22 protein-coding genes and 1 other annotated feature are annotated in these 19,625 nt (G+C 58.3%); of the genes, 11 read left to right on the top strand and 11 right to left on the bottom strand.

Translation table 11 applies throughout. From position 1 onward, the window contains the following. Positions 1-22 precede the first annotated feature (22 nt). A complete protein-coding gene (locus tag U1708_RS00205) occupies positions 23-1,018 on the bottom strand; it encodes a hypothetical protein (RefSeq protein WP_332741549.1) in 996 nt (331 codons plus the stop codon). Beyond that, complete coding sequence (locus U1708_RS00200; protein WP_332741547.1) at positions 1,015-1,578, bottom strand: glycosyltransferase family protein; 564 nt, start codon at positions 1,576-1,578, stop codon at positions 1,015-1,017. Before U1708_RS00200 ends, U1708_RS00205 begins: the two co-directional genes overlap by 4 nt. Before the next feature lie 540 nt (positions 1,579-2,118). Between U1708_RS00200 and U1708_RS00195 the strand changes: the two genes are divergently transcribed. Next, positions 2,119-2,346 carry a hypothetical protein gene (locus U1708_RS00195; RefSeq protein WP_332741545.1) on the top strand — a complete coding sequence of 76 codons (228 nt, stop codon included), beginning with the start codon at positions 2,119-2,121 and terminating at the stop codon, positions 2,344-2,346. Positions 2,347-2,452: 106 nt separating this feature from the next. On the opposite strand, the gene U1708_RS00190 is transcribed toward U1708_RS00195, so the two are convergent. Further along, entirely contained in the window at positions 2,453-2,677 is a 225-nt protein-coding gene (locus U1708_RS00190) for an antitoxin VbhA family protein (protein WP_332741543.1), read from the bottom strand. Between the two features lie 400 nt (positions 2,678-3,077). Continuing rightward, a complete protein-coding gene (locus tag U1708_RS20665) occupies positions 3,078-3,557 on the bottom strand; it encodes a helix-turn-helix transcriptional regulator (protein ID WP_443029900.1) in 480 nt (159 codons plus the stop codon). 63 nt (positions 3,558-3,620) lie between these two features. On the opposite strand from U1708_RS20665, the gene U1708_RS20660 reads away from it, so the two are divergent. The 6 genes from U1708_RS20660 (at position 3,621) to U1708_RS00165 (ending at position 9,883) form a co-directional block, all read left to right on the top strand. Next, a complete protein-coding gene (locus U1708_RS20660; RefSeq protein ID WP_443029899.1) occupies positions 3,621-3,863 on the top strand; it encodes a helix-turn-helix domain-containing protein in 243 nt (80 codons plus the stop codon). 975 nt (positions 3,864-4,838) lie between these two features. Further along, on the top strand, positions 4,839-5,702 hold the full coding sequence (locus tag U1708_RS00185; RefSeq protein WP_332741541.1) for a tyrosine-type recombinase/integrase: 864 nt from the start codon (positions 4,839-4,841) through the stop codon (positions 5,700-5,702). Beyond that, on the top strand, positions 5,699-6,601 hold the full coding sequence (locus U1708_RS00180; protein WP_332741539.1) for a tyrosine-type recombinase/integrase: 903 nt from the start codon (positions 5,699-5,701) through the stop codon (positions 6,599-6,601). The genes U1708_RS00185 and U1708_RS00180 overlap by 4 nt, the downstream gene beginning before the upstream one ends. After that, the gene (locus U1708_RS00175; RefSeq protein WP_332741537.1) at positions 6,594-7,673 is read left to right on the top strand and encodes a tyrosine-type recombinase/integrase; all 1,080 of its coding nucleotides are present in this window, start codon (positions 6,594-6,596) and stop codon (positions 7,671-7,673) included. Before U1708_RS00180 ends, U1708_RS00175 begins: the two co-directional genes overlap by 8 nt. A 351-nt stretch (positions 7,674-8,024) precedes the next feature. Continuing rightward, the gene (locus U1708_RS00170) at positions 8,025-8,249 is read left to right on the top strand and encodes a YodC family protein (RefSeq protein ID WP_107957288.1); all 225 of its coding nucleotides are present in this window, start codon (positions 8,025-8,027) and stop codon (positions 8,247-8,249) included. Positions 8,250-8,251: 2 nt separating this feature from the next. Next, on the top strand, positions 8,252-9,883 hold the full coding sequence (locus U1708_RS00165; protein ID WP_332741533.1) for a DEAD/DEAH box helicase: 1,632 nt from the start codon (positions 8,252-8,254) through the stop codon (positions 9,881-9,883). Position 9,884: 1 nt separating this feature from the next. Here the strand turns inward: U1708_RS00165 and U1708_RS00160 are convergent. After that, a protein-coding gene (locus U1708_RS00160) for an IS3 family transposase (protein WP_443029898.1) occupies positions 9,885-11,116 on the bottom strand; the annotation gives its coding sequence in 2 pieces (ribosomal slippage) (positions 9,885-10,819 and positions 10,819-11,116; 1,233 coding nt in all). Further along, positions 10,716-10,832: a sequence feature (AL1L pseudoknot), on the bottom strand. Its footprint overlaps the gene before it by 117 nt. A gap of 52 nt (positions 11,117-11,168) precedes the next feature. Here U1708_RS00160 and U1708_RS00155 point away from each other — a divergent pair. Further along, on the top strand, positions 11,169-11,525 hold the full coding sequence (locus tag U1708_RS00155; RefSeq protein WP_332741531.1) for a hypothetical protein: 357 nt from the start codon (positions 11,169-11,171) through the stop codon (positions 11,523-11,525). A 462-nt stretch (positions 11,526-11,987) separates the two neighbouring features. Here the strand turns inward: U1708_RS00155 and U1708_RS00150 are convergent, their stop codons facing one another. Then, the gene (locus U1708_RS00150) at positions 11,988-12,647 is read right to left on the bottom strand and encodes a Crp/Fnr family transcriptional regulator (protein WP_332742555.1); all 660 of its coding nucleotides are present in this window, start codon (positions 12,645-12,647) and stop codon (positions 11,988-11,990) included. Between the two features lie 306 nt (positions 12,648-12,953). Here U1708_RS00150 and U1708_RS00145 point away from each other — a divergent pair, with 306 nt between their 5' ends. Continuing rightward, entirely contained in the window at positions 12,954-13,508 is a 555-nt protein-coding gene (locus U1708_RS00145; protein WP_332741530.1) for a recombinase family protein, read from the top strand. Positions 13,509-14,255: 747 nt separating this feature from the next. Further along, on the top strand, positions 14,256-14,648 hold the full coding sequence (locus tag U1708_RS00140; protein WP_332741529.1) for a response regulator: 393 nt from the start codon (positions 14,256-14,258) through the stop codon (positions 14,646-14,648). Between the two features lie 222 nt (positions 14,649-14,870). Here the strand turns inward: U1708_RS00140 and U1708_RS00135 are convergent, their stop codons facing one another. From U1708_RS00135 to U1708_RS00115, 5 genes are all read right to left on the bottom strand, one after another. After that, positions 14,871-15,470 carry a PIN domain-containing protein gene (locus tag U1708_RS00135; protein WP_332741528.1) on the bottom strand — a complete coding sequence of 200 codons (600 nt, stop codon included), beginning with the start codon at positions 15,468-15,470 and terminating at the stop codon, positions 14,871-14,873. Further along, the gene (locus U1708_RS00130; protein WP_332741527.1) at positions 15,467-15,808 is read right to left on the bottom strand and encodes a hypothetical protein; all 342 of its coding nucleotides are present in this window, start codon (positions 15,806-15,808) and stop codon (positions 15,467-15,469) included. The genes U1708_RS00135 and U1708_RS00130 overlap by 4 nt, the downstream gene beginning before the upstream one ends. Positions 15,809-16,341: 533 nt before the next feature. Next, the gene (locus tag U1708_RS00125) at positions 16,342-16,950 is read right to left on the bottom strand and encodes a helix-turn-helix domain-containing protein (protein ID WP_332741526.1); all 609 of its coding nucleotides are present in this window, start codon (positions 16,948-16,950) and stop codon (positions 16,342-16,344) included. Positions 16,951-17,454: 504 nt separating this feature from the next. Further along, entirely contained in the window at positions 17,455-18,003 is a 549-nt protein-coding gene (locus tag U1708_RS00120; RefSeq protein WP_332741525.1) for a hypothetical protein, read from the bottom strand. Further along, positions 17,993-18,259, bottom strand: coding sequence for a hypothetical protein (locus tag U1708_RS00115; protein WP_332741524.1), 267 nt, complete (start codon positions 18,257-18,259; stop codon positions 17,993-17,995). The genes U1708_RS00120 and U1708_RS00115 overlap by 11 nt, the downstream gene beginning before the upstream one ends. Before the next feature lie 153 nt (positions 18,260-18,412). Here U1708_RS00115 and U1708_RS00110 point away from each other — a divergent pair, with 153 nt between their 5' ends. Then, positions 18,413-19,438 carry a MobA/MobL family protein gene (locus tag U1708_RS00110; RefSeq protein ID WP_332741523.1) on the top strand — a complete coding sequence of 342 codons (1,026 nt, stop codon included), beginning with the start codon at positions 18,413-18,415 and terminating at the stop codon, positions 19,436-19,438. The last annotated feature ends 187 nt before the right edge of the window (positions 19,439-19,625 follow it).

Genomic DNA, 19,625 nt, shown 5'->3' with positions numbered 1-19,625 from the left:
GGGCGGGGCTAGGCTCGACCGCTCAGAAGTCGCTACCGATCGACAAGGCCGGTCCGGAGCCCGGACGCGCGCCGCCGGCGATGCGTTCGCGCCAGTCGAGTGTCAGGCGGATGGTCGTGCTTGCGACGGGTAGCATGGCGACGATCGAGGGGCCGATATCGAAGCGTTCGGCGTCGCGTTGCGCGCTGACCCATGTGCCGACGCCGATGTCGACGGTCGCGCCGGCCAGCTTTCCCAATGGATGCGTGAGTCGTGCGGAGGCGTCGACAAAGCCTTCGATCCCGTCTCGTGCGATCGCGCCGGCCTGGCCATATGCTTCCAGGCGGAGACCCGGTGCGACGTCGGTCGGACCATAGCCGGCAATGACGCCCAATGTCGGTCCGCCGCGTCCGCCGTCCAGCGCGAACCGCTGTTCCGCGACGAGGCGGATCGGCAAGCGCGTCGGTTGCCATTCGATCCCGAGCGCCGCCTCCCGTCCGACACCTTCGAGCGGCGTGGCGACGCGCGCCACCAGCGCGAACTTGCGGCGGTTGCTGAGTGCATAAACTAGGCGCAGGCCGCTTTGCGACGCGCCGAGCTGCCCTCCCGACACCGTGCCTGCCGGACCGCCGCGCGCGAGCAGCCACGCGCTTCCGCTGAGACGATTCGGCGCTCTGGGGACCAAGGGCAATGTGACCGGCGGCGGGATGGCGTATGTTTGGAGCGTTGCGGCGGCTGGCACATCGGGAAGAGCGCGCGCTACCGAGGGCGGCAGCGTGAGTATTGGTGCCCGCTCCGGTCGCGGCTTGGCGACCATCGGCTGCGCGATAGCGACACGTGGTACCTTGACCACCCGCGGTGGCACGGGCGATCGCAATAGAGCCGCTGCCGCGACTTTTGGCACGAGCACTTCGATAACGCGCGGGATCATTTCCGATGGTGGGAGCGAGGCGACCTCCGGCAGCAGCAACGCGACGCGGATCATCACCCATCCGCCCAGTGCCAACGCGAGAAAGCGCAGCGGGCGGCCGACGCTCATCGCGCCGCGGCGGCGAGGCCCGGATCATTGAGGGCGACGACATCGTCGGACGGAAGGTCGGGAAACTCGTGATGCGTCTTGTCCCAGACCGGCGCGGCGCCTCGCAGCATGCCGACATAGACGAACACCGCGCGCGGTGCGGCGATCAGCGAGACGAGGTTGCCGACCAGGAACCGCGGCACCGCCCAGAACGCCTCGCGCAGGCCGTAACTGCGGCCGGTGAACACCATTCGGGCGCCGAGCCGCCACGCCAGCAACGCGCCATTGGCGACCAGCAGCCAGAAGGCGATCGGATAGGCGCCATTGGCATAAGGCGACGCCAGGTCGGCTCGGCCATGCAGCAGCGACGATGCCAGCCATATCGGCACGGCGAGATAGCCGACCGCGAGGATCACGACCGCCAGCGGCGCGCGTCGATCCCGCATCCGCATCCAGTGGTCGGCGACCGCGCGTGGCTTCCCCCAGCCGGTACGATCCCAGCCCGCGAGCGCGATGCCCGTCATCCAGCGGGTCTTCTGGCGGACCGAACCGCCGAGCGTGCAGGGGAAATACGCGCGCACGGCGACGACCGTCCCGGCGTCGTCCGCCGCGACTCGAGCGAAGATGCCGCGCGCGCCGAGCTCCGCGAGCCGCAGGCCCAGCTCGTATTATCTTGTCTCGCTAATTATCTGGATCTCAGCAGAAAAAGGCGCAAGTTTCGCGGGAATCTTCCTATTCGGTGACAAATAAAAATAGGCACTTCCATTGCACCGACGCGACCTTCTTCTTGTCAGCCCCTATTAGTGGACGCGCACTTCCATTCACCAACGACCTCAGCCTGATTGTTCGGCGCGTGCGTTTGCTGCCGCTGCAATGCGCACCTCATCGGATGATCGTGCTTGCGAAGATGTCCCCAGTCTGCGATTCGCGCTGTCGCGGCGCGGTAAATCCCAGCCGTGGGGCGTGGAAACCCCGACATTCACGTGGTCCGGTCGAGCTTTTCGGCCGGGCGGCTGTCGCGCATGTCCAAGGCTTGCCCAAAGGCGGCAGCGCCTTGACCACGTGCAGGGTTTCCAACGCCCGGCTTACGCCGGGATGCCTCTACAAACGCGGAGGCCCAAGTGAGCGAATCATCTGTAGTTGTCAGTCGTACACCCCGCCCCAACATTTTAGCGGACGCCCCCATGCTGTTTGCGCAGATATGCCGTGACTATAATGTATCGATAAACAAAGCGATCGGTGCCTTGATGTTTGCCGCAGAACTTGAGGGTCGCGATGCTGCAGCACAGCACATGCATACAGTAACATTGTACATGGTTGGCGTGTTGGTGTGCGAGCCGGGCGAGTAAGCCCCCGGAACTTCTGCGCAATCGTTCCGCTTTGTATGGGCCAGCTTACTGCCGATCTAGGGCTGAGCTGACCAGCCAGGAAGTAGAACCGCCTCACGTTACCTAATTAGGTAGCGCGAACCGTGGCCGATGCCAGAATAGCAACAGTCAGCTCGTCGCTATCGAACTCGCCAGTAACGTAGCGCATGTTAAGCTGCTCGATTTCCTCGGAAAGAACTCCGCCCTCGTAGCGTATGATGCCTCGGGCGAAGTTGACTTCTCGAACACGGCGCGCGCGCTCGACGGCGCTGATAGCGGGTACGGAAGCCCCGAAGGGCGGTCCTGCATTCATGCGGAGATCCTTCCTAGGAGCCTGCGTCGCGGACCAATGCTGTGCTTATCAAAGTTGTCATGCGCAAATCCTGACTGCCCTGCAGCATGCGACAGCCGGTGTCAGTCTTGCGGTTCGAAGCTACGATGTCCATTCACCCTATTTTTTGGTCTTGAAGGCTTCGATGTAGAATGTGGCCGTAGCCAGGGCCGCCAGCAAGAATGCCATGGCAAAAAGGCACATGCTATCAGACCTGAAGTTATGGGCGTTTGCCCATGTAGATGCAAGCCAAAGTAGGTCTGCGACTGAGAGAAGAACCCCAATCACTGTCCAACGTCGCCGCCGGATCGGTCCTTGTCTCGCTATTGCGACGCCTGCGATCAAATCGTTCTCGAATCTTGCAGATAAATGCTTCACAGAATCATCGTGGCTCAAAGCAACCTCCCTGTGATAAAGCTTGAAAAGCATCCCGTACTCGCAGTTTGGCGGCTGCCTCCACTTCCTCTGGCTCTCTGGCGATAAGATCAGCGAAGTTTTGCAATGTCGCCTCTGGCAACGTCAAGCCCGCACGCTTGGCTAGCGTTTTTACCTCTCTATTTAGGCGGAGGCGCCTGTCAGGCGCATCTACTGGCACTTTGCGAAGCGGGATCCAGCCTGGTCCCGATAGAACCCACTCTGGGTCAATGTCAAAAGCACGCCTGACCTCGGCCAGCGCCCAGATAGGAGGGAGATTGGTACCATTTTCCCAGGAGAGAACCTGACGCCGCGAGTAGCCGATTCGTGCGGCAAATTGCTGTTGGGTAAGGCCTGCGTGCTCCCGCGCAAGCCGCAGACGGCGCGCCAGACCCTCGACATCGCGGTCTATCTTAGGCGCGCCTATTGCGGGATCGATGAACGACACTTATCACCTACTGGTTGAGACATATCGTACACACGAGCATAGTCTCAAACTGTGGAGCGGTACATGATTGATGAGAAGCGGCATGCCCGCATCAAAGCCGCTCTCCAGCTTAAGGGTAGCAGCCTGAGCGCCGTAGCTCGCCATCTCAACGTTACGCCCACCACGGTTTCAACGGTAAGCCGGGGGTTCCGGAGGTCTCGCCGAATTGAGACTAGAATCGCAGCGGAACTTGGTTGCGAAGTCGAGGAGCTCTGGCCGGAACGGTACAGGCAGTCTGTCAGGGAGGGCACCATGAAACTAAGTTGAGCAGCCATCGACCTAAGGTCGGTCAAGCCGGAATATGCGTGAAAGGGAAAAGGCCCAGCTTTGCCGAGCTGAGCCTCTTCGAGATTGGTCAGAAACCACAGCCATTCTCCTCGTGCGCTAGAGCCATGTCAAGCGGACAGCTACCGCTGGCAGGTAAGCACGCATGTCTTCGCGCTTCCATCGCTATAATTGGGAGCTATCGATCCAATGGCGTATAAGAAAGATGAGCAACGGCCACGCGACAGACAAAGGTGCAGCGCTAAATCTTTTAGCACACGAATACACGAAGCGTACGAAGATCTTCAAGTTATGGTACGGTCTTACACGCAAGATGCCGACTTCGGTAACGTCCAGAGCGTCAGAGACGTTGTAGATATATTCGTCAGAGCAACAGGGAGGCCGGGAGCCCTATTAGACTACCGGGGCACGGTTTCTCATTTTTTTAGGTTTTTAGAACTACGCAAGATCAAGATCCACGACATAAGTTGGTCTTCGCTGGAGCAATTTTGGCAACATGCTTGCACACGCTCTTGCTGGCCAGCTCACCGCGTTAGGTCATCCCAAATCGTCGCAACATCTCGAATATACTTATATCTTCAATACCAAGGCATCCTTGATTCACATGGCTGGAACACAGATGATCCCGACATTTGCGCTGATTTTCTACGGGCGCTTTTGAAAGAAGGTCTCCATCCAGATCGGGCTCAGCAACACGCCAGAACCGCGCTGCATTTTATAGTATGGCTTAGACTCAGAGGAATCCCGCGATCCTGCATCACCACCGGGGTAGTCGACGAATTTGCTATGCATTCCTGCCGCTGTGGGCTGCACGTTAAATCAGCGAAGCCCGGCGTTCAGGTCCTTGGCCGCCGTCGCGTGGCTGCGGACCGCCTCTCACGCTTCCTTGTGGGTGAGAACCCCGTCTTTCGCGACGGTGTGGTCTTTCAGCGGCGGCGGCGATCTGAACCTACACCCATGCTTCTGCGGTATCGTGCATGGTTAATTGACCAAAAGGGACTCAAGCCGCGAACTGTTTACTTCTATCTTTTGGACGTGATGAATTGGCTGCCTGAACTGGGAGAAGACGCTGCCAGCTACTCAGCAAAGTCCATCCGTGACCTTGCACTATCTCAATTTGCGAAGCGCCGCGCCAATATGCAAAGCCGTTTTGTGCGTTCGATTCGAAGTTACCTGCTTTTCCGCGCTTCCGAAGGACATTGCAGCCCGGCCTTGGCAAACGCTTTAGTTTCACGTCCTTCCTACCGCCTATCTACTGTTCCGCGGCGGCTCAACGTCGATGACGTGCGACGCGTGATCGATAGTTGCGATCTCTCGACGATACGCGGCATCCGCGACCGGGCGATACTGACTTTGTTGGCCGAACTAGGGCTTAGGGCGACGGAGGTTTGGAGACTCAGGCTCGGAAGCTTCAATTGGGTCGAGGCCAAGGTCAGCATTGAGGGTAAGGGGGGTCGCGGCGCGGTAGTCCCCCTTACCCAAAGGGCTGGCGACGCAGTATTAGACTACCTGGAGAAAGCTCGTCCAAGCTCGACCTTGGATGCTCTTTTCCTTAGAATGCGTTGCCCGCACACCCAGCCAGCGAACGCGGCAGAAATCTCGACAATCGCTAGGGCCGCACTTTCTCGATGCGGACTCGACGGCGCATCGCATGTATTTCGGCACACGCTCGCGACCGAGCTGCTGAGGGACGGCCGAAGCCTTGAGGATGTTGCCACCGTATTGCGGCACAAATCAGTGGCAACGACAATGATCTACGCCAAAGTCAACGAGCCGATGCTTAAACGCCTCGCAGAGCCGTGGATGGGGGATCAGTCATGATCCAAGCGATCGAGCGATATCTCGAACTGCGGAAGCTGCTAGGCTACCAAGATGTCGACCTCTCGCGAGACCTGCGATCATTTGCTCTTTTTGCAGATGATCGGAAAGCTACTTTTTTGCGCGAGGGTGACGCGATCGCATGGGCGGAGCAAAAATGTAAGCGACGCAGGCGATATTATCTCTTGGCTTCCGTTCGCCGCGCCGGCTTATGGCTCAACGCCGAGGATCCCCGCCATGAGATCCTGGCAGAAGAACACGTACGGTCGGCTCGTCGCGCAAGGCGCCCTATTCCCTATATCTACACCGACGGCGAGATACGGCGGATCCTAGCGGAACTAGGTACCTTGCGGCTGGCCCACGCCTACGATGCTGCTACCTATAAGCATATCGTCGGCCTCATTGCTGCGACGGGTTTGAGATTAAATGAGGCCCGGAACATCTTGACCCGGGACTTCGAAAACAACGAGATCATGATCCGGCGCGGGAAGTTCGGAAAGGACAGAATCGTCCATATCCACAAGAGCACCGTCAAAGCTCTCAGGACATATCTCGCTGACCGACCCAATCATTTGAACAAAGATAAATTGTTCGTGATACACAATGATAGAACACCATCTGGCCACTCAATCGACGCAATGTTTCGTAAATGCACGACGAAGATGAATTTGATCAGCCGCAACGGTAGCAAGTTGCCGAGAATACACGATCTAAGACATACGTTTGCCATTCGATCACTGGCATCGTGCGGGTCGGATCGGACACTGATTTCCAACCACATGGTCGCCCTGTCCACCTATCTAGGCCACGTCAGCGTCGCTAGCACCTACTGGTATCTGGAAATCTCGACCGAGACAAAAGAGTCTATGGCCTTAGCGATCGAAGATGTGCTCGATGCGTGACGATCACCAACATGATCTGGCTCCCGTCCTGTCTAGCTTTCTCAACGAACATCTCGTTCGAGATCGCGGCCTCAGCCAACTGACGCGTTCGAGTTACGCTCACACGTTCATTTTACTGATTCGTTTTATCACCGAAGCGACCCGGATGAACATCGATCGCCTTCACCTAGAAGACATCACAGCGGAGATCATCCTCCAATTTCTCGATGATCTGGAGAAGACTCGGGAGAACTCACGGCGAACCCGCAATCTGCGGCTGGCGGCGATCCGATCATTCTTCCGATATGTGCAGATGAAAATTCCGGCAGCGATGGAGCAAGCCGCTCGCATACGCGCGCTGGGGGCAAAGAGAGCGGATGTTCCCGTGATTGATTGGCTGTCGACCGATGAGGTCAAAGCCATACTCAGCTTGCCAGATATGAGACACAAAGAGGGGATCAGAGACCGGGCAATGCTGAGCATCACGTACATATGCGGCTTACGTGTGTCTGAGGTTTTGGCGCTTTCGCTCGGTGACCTGGACCTCGGCCCAAAGCCAACCTTGCACGTGATGGGAAAGGGACGAAGGGCTAGAATTTTGCCGCTGGGCCCCGAGACCGTCCACCTTCTGCGCGCGTGGTATTCTGAGAGGCCGAATGTGCCGTACGATCATGTTTTTCTTAGTCGGCATGGCTTGCCGCTAACGCGCGATGGCTTCGCAGCGCGTCTTGCGAAATATGCTCAGATTGCAGCCAAAACAGTCCCGAGCCTCGAGCCGAAGAATATCACGCCGCATGTTTTGCGGCATAGCTGCGCCATGCACATGCTCAAAGTCACTCGCGACATTAGAAAGGTGGCTCTGTGGCTTGGTCACGCTTCGATCCAGTCCACCGAGATTTATTTACATGCTGATCCTGATGAGAAGCTTGAGATCCTCACATCGCACGGAGGGCTCGGCATAAAAGCGGGACGGTTCGCTTCCCGCGCTTCGAACATAATGAGCATGCTGCAGGCAGCGCGGAAGCCTACGGACGGCCTCGAGGTAGCTGTGACCAACTTAAAATCAGATGCCCGCTTTTCCAAAAGCAATTAACAAAGCCGTTCGGGGAAAGCGGCCGGCTTTCGTCCGCTGAGCGATCCGTGTCGAGCAGCAGCGTACAGACAACAAGCTCAACGGGATGACCCATGAGTCGCCATTCGAGGCGACCTTCCAGCTCCCCAAAACCGGCCATTTATTCATACTCTGATTTCGGCTGAAACTGGGCCGGGAGCGGACTGGCTGCTTCAGACACCCGAATGAGCTTAGCCGCCGTTCGCATGTCTCTGGCCGACCGGCAGCTAACGACCTGCAAAAATCAAAAGCTGTGGAATACCTCTCAACGCAGCTAGCCGGCGCTTTCGGTTTAAGATAACAATTGAACAAAGCACGAACCTGGAGGGAATTATGAACTTCGAGCCTGGTGATACTGTTCAGTTGAAGTCCGGGGGGCCCCTCATGACTGTCGAACAAGTCGGCAAGGCGGGCATGACGGGCGAGGACACCGTCTGGTGCGTCTGGTTTGAAAAAGTTGGGAGCCGCCAAGCACGGCAACAGGCGACATTCCGCCCGACGTCGTTGGAAAAATCTTCCCCGTCCTATGGTGGTAGCTTTAGCGTTTCGAGGGCCTGAGCATGATGCGGGCGGCCTTCTTCGGGATCGACCGACATAGCGACCCTTTCGTGGGAGACCTCACAGGCGCGGCACGTGACGCAACCGCCCTGTGGGCGATTATGTCGGATTCCATCCAGGGCTTAGACCCGCAGCTCATAACGAACGAAAATGCTACGTTGGAAGCCGTGCGCGCGGCGATGGATGCGACGCTCGGTGCTGCCGACGAAACTGATGTAGTCATCCTTGGCTTCGCTGGTCATGGAACTCCCGACCATCGACTTGTTCTACATGATACAAGCGTTGCCGATATTCCTGGCACAACGTTAGGGATGGATGAACTGGCGCAGCGTTTTCGCGACACCCGCGCGCGCGCCGTAATCCTCCTGCTCGATTGCTGTTTCAGTGGGGGCGCTCCTGCACGTGTCCTCGATGTCGGGCTCGTGCCTCGAAACGGCATCGCGTTTCCCCTAGTGGACGTGGCTGGTCAGGGCAGGATACTTTTCGCCGCGTCCTCTGCCGAGCAAGAAGCGTTGGAAGATCCGCAGACGCGGCATGGCCTTTTCACAAAGGCCATCATCGACACCCTGCTAGCGGCTGAAGTGCCGATCGGCGTGCTGGAGATCGTTGATCGCGTCACCCGCCTGGTTGGGGCTGATGCGGGACGCTTCGGCTACGAACAATCGCCAACCATGTTCGGTCAAACTCAGGGCGATCTGATGTTGCCGCCCGGTCGTATCGGCGACCGCTACAGGGCCGCATTTCCGGAGTATGGCAACCTCCAAACCACCGGAGATATCCGTGAACTGAGCCAAGCTGGCATTCCCGAAGAAGCCATCGACGCCTGGCATGAGCGTTTTCCGGGTGGGCTCAACGCCCTCCAAATCGCGGCGGTCAACGATAGAGGCATTCTCAGCGGTCAATCGCTTATGGTCGTCGCGCCAACCAGCGCAGGCAAAACCTTTGTGGGCGAACTGGCCGCGCTAAAAGCTATCGCCGATGGTAAGAAGGCCGTTTTCTTGCTGCCGTATAAGGCGCTTGTAAACGAGAAATTCGAGGACTTTTCCGCCCTTTACGGAGGACGTCTTGGTCTTCGTATCGCGCGGTGTAGCGGAGACTGGCAAGATCAGGTCGGGGAAGTCCTGCGCGGAAAATACGACATTGCATTCTTCACCTACGAAAAGTTTCTAAGCCTTTCGGTTTCGTCCACGCATATCCTCAACCAAATTGGGCTTGTGGTGCTCGATGAAGCGCAATTTATCACCGAGCCTGGACGTGGAATGGTGGTAGAACTGCTCCTGACCAGCTTGGTAAGCGCGCGACAGCGCGGTGTGAGCCCGCAGGTTATCACCTTAAGTGCCGTTATCGGCCACACCAATAATTTTGACCGCTGGCTTGATTGTGCGTTGCTGCAAACGAATGAACGCCCCGTCCCCCTAGTTGAGGGCGCGTTGGACCGGAGCGGCGCGTTGACAAGGGCGGGACCGGGCGGCGCGGAAACGGTTCAGTTTATCGAGCGCCACCGGATTCAACAGCGTAGGCCAAAGCCATCTTCGCAAGACGTCATCGTTCCGTTGGTACAGCAGCTTGTCGCTAGGGGCGAGAAAGTCATCGTGTTGAACCGCCCCGGGTCTGCCGGAGGCCATTGGTTGTGAGTCATGCTGCCATATCGATGTTGTGTGCGGCAGCATAATATTGATCTTCCGCTTCAGCAGGCGGGATGTTGCCGATGGGCTCCAGCAGCCGACGATGGTTGAACCAGTCGACCCATTCGAGCGTGGCGTACTCGACGGCTTCGAAGCTGCGCCAGGGTCCGCGCCGATGGATTACCTCGGCTTTGTACAGGCCGTTGATCGTCTCGGCCAAAGCGTTGTCGTAGCTGTCGCCGACACTGCCGACCGACGGCTCGATCCCGGCCTCGGCGAGGCGCTCGGTGTACTTGATAGACACGTATTGCGATCCGCGGTCGCTGTGGTGGACCAGGCCGCCCCGATGGGTCGGACGGCGATCGTGGAGCGCCTGTTCGAGCGCATCCAGGACGAAGCTGGCGTGCGCCGCCCTGCTGGCGCGCCATCCTACGATCCGTCTGGCGTAAGTGTCGATGACGAAGGCGACGTAGACGAATCCCGCCCAGGTCGCGACATATGTGAAGTCCGACACCCAAAGCCTGTTCGGCGCTGGCGCGAAGAACTGGCGATTGACGTGATCGCGCGGGCACGGTGCCGCCTTGTCGCTGATGGTCGTACGCACCGGCTTGCCCCGGATCACGCCTGCCAAGCCCATCTCATGCATCAGCCGTTCGACGGTGCAACGGGCGATCGCAAAGCCCTCCCGCATCATCTGCCGCCATACCTTCCGCACGCCATAGACCGCGAAGTTCTCCGCGAACACGCGAGCGATCTCGGGCTTGAGGATCAAATCCTCACGCGCCCGTGCCGACAGACGCGATGGATCCTGTCGCTGCGCGACGTGCTCGTAGTAGGTGGATGGGGCGATCGGCAGGACACGGCAGATCGGCTCGACCCCATAGGCATCGCGGTGATCGTCAATGAAAGCGATCATCGCCGGAACGGGCGGTCGAGCTCCGCCTGCGCGAAATATGCCGATGCCTTGCGCAGGATCTCGTTGGCTTGCCGCAGTTCACGGACCTCGCGCTCCAGCGCTTTCACCTTGTCGGCCACCTCGGTCGGGACACCCCCGCGCTTGCCGCTGTCGACCTCGGCCTTCTTCACCCACTCATGCAGCGTCTGCGGAACGCAGCCGATCTTCTCCGCAATCGATACCACCGTCGCCCATCTGGACGGGTGATCTCGCTCGTGATCGAAAACCATCCGCACCGCTCGCTCGCGGACTTCGGGCGCAAACTTGTTCGTCGTCTTGCTCGTCATGGCTCCACCTTCTCAGGAGTTGGAGCCTCCGACAAACCCGGGGCGGTTCAGAGTGCTGGAGCAGCTGGCAGACAGCGCACCTCAGCTGAGGTCGGCCTATGAGTCCGAGGCGGAATGGTGGAAGCCTGAGACGCCCCCCCGCACGATCTTAGCAGGTGCCCTGGCCCGGTCCGTCGTTGCTGATACGAACGATATTTCGGAGGCGGCGCTAACGAAGATCTTCACTATTTGCGAATCCGCTCTCCGCGATCAATCGGATGATGCCGAAGCCGTAGCGACCGGCTTTCTAGAAGGTCTGCAACACGGCCACTTCGATTTCGGTCGCGTTCCTGTCGCGTTTGGTCCGCTCTCCAGATTGCACTGCGAAGCTATGGATCGTTTTCACGGGGCGGCCACAAAGGGCCTTTGATCAACGTCCGATTTCCTTCCTATCCCGGCCATTCTGATGCAAAAATCAAAAGGGTTTCATCAGGCCGGGGCTGTAGTTGTTACCACTGGCTGGCGCTGGGAAGGATCAGGGGGCAGCGCGATCGGGAGCGTGGGCGAGACGATCGTGGCCGGGGACGTTAGGTGATCTGGCTAAAGCTCCAATGGCGAAGCCAGAAAACCATGCCAAGCATGCGTCATACTCGTGGATCGGCCATGGGCATCCCAAGGGCGTTGCCTCTGCCGATTTCCCTGCCTGCAAGCCTTGCGCATGCGCGAGAGCAATTGGGTGAGAAAATTCAGCCATTGGAAAATTATTAGATATTTAGCAAATGATTTCAATGAAATACTGACCGCTATCACGATCACGTCAGTACCACCGTCGTTGATGCAAAAATCAAAATTTCTGCATCAAGATTAAGACTGTAACCAGCCAATCGGCGACTCAGGCAGAGGGTGAAAGGTTTAGCTGATAGAGATATCCTTGAGTAAAATCAGCTACCGATCTGAGCTTATACCAATCTTTAATAATAAAGGTTCGCTTATTAACGCTAACGATATCGTCATTGCGAAGTGTCTTGAGCATTCTATTAATATGAACGGCAGTTAGCCCGGTCGCATCTCCAAGCTGCTCCTGTGTCATCGGCCATTCATAGATCGTACTTTTAGATATTCCCGCAGCATCCTGCCGGAGCGCCATCTCGCATATAAGGTGTGCTACACGTTCAAGAGCATTACGCTGCCCTATATTAAGTAGCCATTCCCTGGAAATTGAAGCGTCCGTTAGTATGTCGAGCCAAAGGGCATGCCTGATTTTTGGTCGTATTTCTACCAAATCGATAATTGCCCGACTTGGTATTAAAGCTACCGTTACATGAGTTAGTGCTTGAACGTTACAGTCAGCCTCCGCGAGAAAGCTGTTGTGAAGATCAATCAAATCACCTTTCAAATGAATCGAAAGGATCTGTCGCGAGCCGTTACCGCTGATTTTCGTACGGCATACGAACCCCGACAGAACTAGGCAGGTGCTTGTGGCAATATCACCTTGGCGTACGAGGTACGTGCCGGGCTCAAAGTTTGCGACCCTGCATGGCAAATTTAACATCATATCCGTGTCGACGGAATCGAGAGGTGAACGCTGGGCCAGCTTTTTGATAAGTGGTGCGAGCAGTGTCAGGTTGGGTGCAGACAGAATATTGCGCCTTGCTGGAACGAGAAGGTATCTCGCTATCTCAATTCTCTTTATACTAGATCAGGAATGAATAGGGTGTTCTAAGTTGCCCCCTTCAAACGGCATACCTGCGCTCGAACCAACTGCTCATGACGCGAAACCCACAAGTTTTGCATCAGGAATAAAACGGCACCGTTTCAGGCGCTTCCATGATGCATAAATCCAATGCACAAACAGTGCATGATTTACGGCTATGCGCGCGTCTCATCCACCGGCCAGGACCTGGCGCAGCAGCTCGCAGAGCTCAGCGCAGCCGGCTGTACGAAGATCTATCAGGAGAAGGTCAGCGGTGGGACGGCCGAGCGGCCGCAACTCAAGCGCGCGATCGGCGCGCTCGATGCCGGTGACGTACTGATGGTGACGTCCACCGATCGTCTTGCCCGTAACACCCGTGATCTGTTGAACATCCTCCATGCGGTCAAAGAGGCCGGCGCCGGCTTCCGCTCGATCGCAGAGCCGATGGTGGACACCACCTCGCAGTTCGCAGAGGTCATCATTGCTGTGCTGGGTGTCGCGGCGAGCTACGAGCGGCATCGTATTACCGAACGTACCGCTGCCGGCAGGGTCCAGGCCAAGGCCCGTGGCGTGAAGTTCGGCCGACGGGCTGCTCTTACGCCTCACCAACAGGCTGAAGCGCTACAACGGCTCGCCGCTGGCGATACGCAGCGCACTGTCGCTGCCCTGCTTGGCGTCGACCAAGCGACGATATCGCGGCTGCACCGAAGGGAAGGCTGAATGGCCGATTATTGTTTGAAAGACCGACGTTCTGACGCCCGAGTTACCGCGCTCGATCGTTGTCGTTTCAACACGTCAGGTATCTGACGAAGGAGGGCGGGCAGACCCACGAGAATCAACAGAAGGAGTGCCCACCTTTCGAGATGCCTGTCGCGTTCGGTTATTTCGACGCAGTAAGGTCCCGAATACACTCGCCCGCAAAGCCAATCGGCAGGAATGGCCTTAAAACGGGGGCCTACCGCCACCACCGGACGGTTTTCCATGAGGTAGATGTTAGCTGCGAAAGGCGCGAATATCATCGAAGTACAAGCGGCTAAGATAAGTCGACGCTTCACGACAATCTCCCTGCACCTCACGGTGTGCGTCACCGGAAACACGATCCAACGTCCGTTATCGAGAAGTTAGAAGCGCGGTGTCAATGTCCACGATTGGGCCGCTTTCCGCCGTCGCAACACGGTCTCCGACGCATTAGATTTACGCATCAAGATCAGGTTACATTTTAGCCGCTTGCAGCCTGATGCAAAACTTGTGAGTTTCGCATCACAACGGCCTAAAGTGGTGGGAAGCGGACGTTCAACCGACCCTAAAGATTTGTCGATTACGTAGTTTACCCGCCTGAAATCATACACAAATATGCTCTAAGCGTGGTAGGCGCTGCTTATCGTCGGCTTCCTCGGCTGTCGGCGCTGAGAGACTGCGGCAAACTGTAACAGCTCTCGTGAAACGCAACCGAGGCAGGAATACGCCTTGGCCGACAATATCATTTTGCTCCTCGTTGAAGACGAGGCGATGATCCTTCACGCGCTCGAAGACGTTTTGACTGATGCTGGGTTTGAGGTTGTCACTGCGATCGATGGCGCGGAAGCCATCGTGGCGCTGGACAACAAGGAACTTACGCTAGCAGGCCTGATCACTGACATTCGGATCGGCGATGGCATCAATGGCTGGGATGTCGCTCGGCACGCGCGCGAACTCGCGCCGTCATTTCCGGTCGTGTATATGAGTGGTGACAGCGTGGCCGACTGGTCTGCTCAAGGAGTGCCGAACAGCGCAATCTTACAAAAACCGTTTGCGTCGGCTCAAATGATCACAGCTATATCGCACCTCCTTAACCAGGTAGCGAAAGGCGTTACGAATTAATCACTCCGGCTTCTCCACCGGCTTATGCTTAACGATCTACCGCAGACTCTCGTCAAAGCGCGCTTCGTCGTCGTCTGAAATCGAAATGGAGTTAGCAGGCATGTCAGGAGTAACTCACGGCATCGGAACGGCTGCAAGTGGTCCTCAGGCGACTGGCAGCTTTGCGTCGCCATGGTGATGCAAAACTTTTGATTTTTGCATCAGACGGGAGAGCAAGGGCCGTCATGTGTCGCGATCCTGCTTGGGCTTTCGGATCGACATTGTAGCGACCTGGGGATTGGCCGTGGGCGCTACATCGACAATGCGCTGCCAATAGTCCTCGGCACTGCTCACGATTCCACGCCGCTCGGCCAGTTCGAGGAAGGCGCGCGTGGTCAGCACGTCCGTTGCCATATCCAGACCCGTTTCGCGTACGAAGCGCGGAATCTTGCCGTTCTCATAGACGATGAGAATGCTGTCATCGCTATGGTAGTCCACGTAGTTTCCCAACCACTGCATAATCGCCAGTTCGCCGGCATCCTTGGCGCGCGCGGTGGGATCGACGGTGCGAGCCGTGGCGAACAGCCTGCCGATTTCGGTTGGAGCGACCAGAACAGGCGCGTTGCTATTGGTTTTTTGCCCTGCATCGAGCCAATCCTGTATCTCCTGCGCTCCCGGCTTGGTCATGTCCTGCGTTGCTTCGAAAACGACCATATCGGCCACTACGACCCGCCCGCCGATTTGATGGAGCAGGTGCAGGGCATCGGTCTGTGCCAGATGTATCAGCGGGCCAGTATCGGGCACGATCACATCGGGCCGCTCGATGGGGGGAAGGTCGATCATGATATGCGCTTTGCGATTTGCTGGCGCAGTTCTTCGCTGGCGTTCAAACTACGAACGGCATCCAACATGCCCCCCTCAAAACTAGACGTGCGCTTGCCCCGATCGTCATGGCTGCTCGTGTCGTCGTCGGTCTTCAGGTGGCAGACGGCATAAAGAACGTCATTGTAATCGGGTAGGTCAGTGCACCGCAGCCTTGCCGCTTCTACTCCCTCGCGATCGTAGGCTGCAGCCTTATCGACGCTCGCTACCCATACCGGATCGCTTTCATCAAATCCGGCTAGCCATGCCTGCTGCTCGCCTGACCTGGTACGAGCAAGAACCCATTGTGCATCATTCATGGTGTTCATCCTTCGAAGGGCGGCCGAACAGGCGGGACCAAAAGCCGCCATCGGATTGTGGACGCGCTGGTGACGTCGGTTCCGCGACGGGGACAATCTCTGCTGACTGCGGTGCCTCCTGCTGTACCCGCTCAGGTGCAGGGCGTTGATCTGTCAGTAGGCTACGCTCGGCAATCTGACGCCAGTGGTTTCGGTCCATGCGGACATCATCAAGTTGAGATCGAAGAAGCTCAATTTGTCCCTTAAGAGCAGCGACAACCTCGTTGTTTTCAGGGGGTAAACCAGCGTCAACCCGAGGGGTAACCTTACCCCTATCTTGGTTTACGGCAGGCCATACCCTGAATAATTCGACCGGCTCGATCGACCATCCGCCGCTAGCGTCTTTGATAGCGGAAAGGCGACCAGCGCGAATGGCTTTGATCACGGATTGCTTGGTCAGGCCAACGTGCTTTGCAGCTTCTGCGGGGGATAAACTCATAGGGGCAACCGCCGTAAACCAAGATGGGGGTAAGGCGTAAACCGAGAAGGATACATCAGTTTAGCTTGTTCAGGAGGGTTCCTGTGATCGAGCCAAGGCTTTGCGCTTCATCCATAGGCTGACGATCGACAGGTTCCTGCACTGACGGCAGATCGGGTTCCATACCGGGCAAGGTGGGTTCGCTAGGTGGTGGCAGGCCGTTCCCAACTGGAAGCTGGCTTTCGCCCGGGAAGAGACGGGGTACTGCCCGTAGAGGCAGCTGTGAGCCCAGATCTTCACGATCAGGCTGCTCTGCCTCGGACACCACTACGACGGCGCTAAAAAGCGATGTGCGAAGCCCGTCTCGCGCGCCTGTCCAAACAACGCGGTCATTGATGACATGAGCGTTGACGGTACCCCGATCACCAATCTGCCGCAGTTCGATCCAGCGTTCGCGTTCAAGAATGGCGATGGCATTTTGAACACCCCGACGGGATGCTCCCGCTAACTGCGCTAGCGTGCCCTGAGATATGACCACCGCATTGTGGTCGCCAACGCGAGCAGCCAGCAAGTGCATAACCTGTGCAGCTAGAGGGCTTTTGCGCGTCAAAGCAGCCCAAGCTTCGTGAGAAGATCGATCGGTCTGAACCCAGTGGCCTTTAGGTTTTTGAGCGGGAAGCGCCATGCGTAAACCTCTGCAAATCAGATTCCAGAAACGCGAAACACAGTGCGCACCCCCGTGCAATCTAAGCAAGCTTTTTATGGAAACCTATTTCCAGAAACGCGAACCACAGTGCGCAGGGGTGCGCACTAGCTATTGCGCAGGGGTGCGCAATAGCTAGTGCGCACCCCCCCCTACTTAACCCATTGATAAATTGATCTTTAGTGGAACCCCTCTTCTAATGATCTAATGAGCGTGACCGCCAAGTCCCGCAGGCTGGGGCATGATCATTAGATCAGAGAGAACGAAGCAAGAACATATAGAACGAGCCTAGTCGGCTCGTGCACTTTTTAAGGGTTTCCCCTGAACGGCATCGCCCGAGGATAACGGGGAGGGCTTAGCGGAGCAGAAGAGCGCTTGGCGGTCGGTCATGCCTCAAACCACGTCCGGAGAACGGCTCAGGCGCTCTCAGAGAGGTTTTCCGTGTGTTTCTCCGCCATCGGGATGTCCCGCCCCTCCTCAAGCTTCCTAGGGGCTTTTACGGGCCTTGCGGCGTACCGGAACGGCAGGCCGGTCGATGAGGTGCCATCCGTAGACCATGCGATCGGTGTCGGCCTGCGGTGAACAGGTCCCCTTGGCGATCTGCCAGCCCGTGCCGGTGCAGTTGCGGATCATGGCAAGTTCCCCGGTCTGGGCAAAGGCATACGCCCAGCGACCCTCGTCAGTGGCTCCCCAGGCAGCAGCGGCGGTTTCGGTGCCTGCTTCGTCGTATCCCGCCTGTAGGCCCCACTGGTGGCCGATCGCGACGCCAATGCCGAGCAGGGCGAGAGCAGCCAGTACGATCCCGCTGACGAACGACCAGAGCGAGCGAACGGCAAAGCGGTGGACCTGGCGCTCGAGCAAGCCGGCGCGGTTGTCGATGCCGGTGACGTAGCGTTCGACGGCGGTCCCTGTGCCCTCGATGCGATCGGCGCTGCGGGCGATGGTGTCCTGCAAATCCTGCATCCGGGCCGACAGCACATCGACACCGACGTCCTCGGGCAGCGGGGGGAGATCGTCGTCCGGGTCACTGATCATCGAGCGACCATCCTTCGAAGACGCGGGCGTCGAGGGGGCGGGCAATGTCGTCGATGGCCTGTTTCAGACGGGCAGCGATTACCGGATCAGCCTTGGCCCATTCGAACAGCAGAGCGCCGGCGATGATCTTGCGGCGGGCGTCGTCTTTGCGGCCTTGCTGGGAAAGCGAGCGTTCCATTTTGCGCGCACGTTCGAGAGCCTGAGCCGCTTTGAGACGAACCTTATCGATCTGTTCCTGTGAGACTCTGCCAGCCATAATGCCCTCCACCTTGAAAGGTAGCAGGCAGAAGCTTAGAAGTGAAATAGTATCAAGGGCGCGATTAGAGTATTCTACGAATACATCGCGGCATGGGTAGGCCCCTGCACCCCTAGAAGAAGGGAGCGCGCTCTGGCCATCTATCACCTGACGATGAAGCCGATGGCGCGGAGCAGCGGGCGTTCGGTGATCGGCTCGGTCGCGTATCGGTCGGCTGAAAAGCTGACCAACGAACGCGACGGGATCACCCACGATTACAGCCGTCGCGATGGCGTCGAAAGCGCCACGCTGGTGCTGCCCGGCGAGCGCGAGGAAGCCCGCGCCGAGTTCTGGAATCGGGTCGAAGCGCATCACAAGCGGGGGGATGCGGTGCCGGGCCGTGAGATCCAGGTGGCGCTTCCGGCCGAGCTTGATCGGGAGGCGCGGCGAGCGCTGGCGGTTGAGTATGCGCGGGATCTATCGACCCGGTACGGGGTAGGTGTGGACGTTGCCGTCCATCGCCCGCACGGCGAGGGTGACGAGCGTAACCACCATGCGCATATCGTCATGACGGCCTGCCGGGTGGAGCCGGACGGGACGCTCGGCCGCAAGGTGGTCGAGCTGGATCCGATCCACTGCAAACGGCACGAGATGCCGACGCCCGCCGAGTATGAGCGGTCCCGGTGGGAGAACCTGACCAATCAGGCGCTTGAGCATGCGCAGCGGCCTGAGCGGGTCGATCACCGGTCACGGGAGGCGCAGGGGCTTGAGGGGCCGGCGCAGGAGAAGATGGGGCCGGCGGTGACGGCGATCGAGCGGCGGGCGCAGCGCGAGGCGCACGCGGAGGGGCGCGCGTATGAGCCGGTGACGGACCGGGCGCGGGAGCGGTCACGGCTTATGGAATTGCGGGACATGGCCGTGCACCAGGCACAGCGGGCCAAGGAGTGGCTGGTCGAGTACGGCCAGCGGATCGCACGCCTCGCGCAGTCGCCGTTCAGCAAGGAGGCGCTGGCGGCGGTGGGGACGCAGGAGATCGAGCGTCAGTCCCAGGAACGCGCCCAGGCGCAAGCACGGCTCCAGCTACAGCAGGAACAGGCGCAGCGTGAGGCGGTGCAGCGCGAGCAGCTACGCCAGCGTCAGGTGGAGCGTGATCAGCAACGGCAGATCGACCGCGATCATGGGCCGTCGCTCGGGCGATAACGCCCACTTGCGGACATTCAGGCAATTCATCAAGTCGCTCGGTAGAAGGGAGCGATGGACATGGATAGAGTGAACCGCCCCGGGTCTGCCGGAGGCCATTGGTTGTGAGTCATGCTGCCATATCGATGTTGTGTGCGGCAGCATAATATTGATCTTCCGCTTCAGCAGGCGGGATGTTGCCGATGGG

Source organism: Sphingomonas arabinosi, assembly GCF_036663715.1.
Taxonomy (GTDB): Bacteria; Pseudomonadota; Alphaproteobacteria; order Sphingomonadales; family Sphingomonadaceae; genus Sphingomonas.
Note: the sequence above shows the minus strand (reverse complement) of the source record. Positions and strands in the feature narration are given on the sequence as shown.

Coding starts and splice junctions, on each gene's coding strand:
- U1708_RS00170 (WP_107957288.1), top strand. CDS start 8,025: ATGAACTTCGAGCCTGGTGATACTGTTCAGTTGAAGTCCGGGGGGCCC.
- U1708_RS00150 (WP_332742555.1), bottom strand. CDS start 12,647: ATGTTAAATTTGCCATGCAGGGTCGCAAACTTTGAGCCCGGCACGTAC.
- U1708_RS00145 (WP_332741530.1), top strand. CDS start 12,954: ATGATTTACGGCTATGCGCGCGTCTCATCCACCGGCCAGGACCTGGCG.
- U1708_RS00125 (WP_332741526.1), bottom strand. CDS start 16,950: ATGGCGCTTCCCGCTCAAAAACCTAAAGGCCACTGGGTTCAGACCGAT.
- U1708_RS00190 (WP_332741543.1), bottom strand. CDS start 2,677: ATGAATGCAGGACCGCCCTTCGGGGCTTCCGTACCCGCTATCAGCGCC.
- U1708_RS00180 (WP_332741539.1), top strand. CDS start 5,699: ATGATCCAAGCGATCGAGCGATATCTCGAACTGCGGAAGCTGCTAGGC.
- U1708_RS00135 (WP_332741528.1), bottom strand. CDS start 15,470: ATGATCGACCTTCCCCCCATCGAGCGGCCCGATGTGATCGTGCCCGAT.
- U1708_RS00110 (WP_332741523.1), top strand. CDS start 18,413: ATGAAGCCGATGGCGCGGAGCAGCGGGCGTTCGGTGATCGGCTCGGTC.
- U1708_RS00115 (WP_332741524.1), bottom strand. CDS start 18,259: ATGGCTGGCAGAGTCTCACAGGAACAGATCGATAAGGTTCGTCTCAAA.
- U1708_RS20660 (WP_443029899.1), top strand. CDS start 3,621: ATGATTGATGAGAAGCGGCATGCCCGCATCAAAGCCGCTCTCCAGCTT.
- U1708_RS00175 (WP_332741537.1), top strand. CDS start 6,594: ATGCGTGACGATCACCAACATGATCTGGCTCCCGTCCTGTCTAGCTTT.
- U1708_RS00130 (WP_332741527.1), bottom strand. CDS start 15,808: ATGAATGATGCACAATGGGTTCTTGCTCGTACCAGGTCAGGCGAGCAG.
- U1708_RS00120 (WP_332741525.1), bottom strand. CDS start 18,003: ATGATCAGTGACCCGGACGACGATCTCCCCCCGCTGCCCGAGGACGTC.
- U1708_RS00165 (WP_332741533.1), top strand. CDS start 8,252: ATGATGCGGGCGGCCTTCTTCGGGATCGACCGACATAGCGACCCTTTC.
- U1708_RS00205 (WP_332741549.1), bottom strand. CDS start 1,018: ATGAGCGTCGGCCGCCCGCTGCGCTTTCTCGCGTTGGCACTGGGCGGA.
- U1708_RS00185 (WP_332741541.1), top strand. CDS start 4,839: ATGCTTCTGCGGTATCGTGCATGGTTAATTGACCAAAAGGGACTCAAG.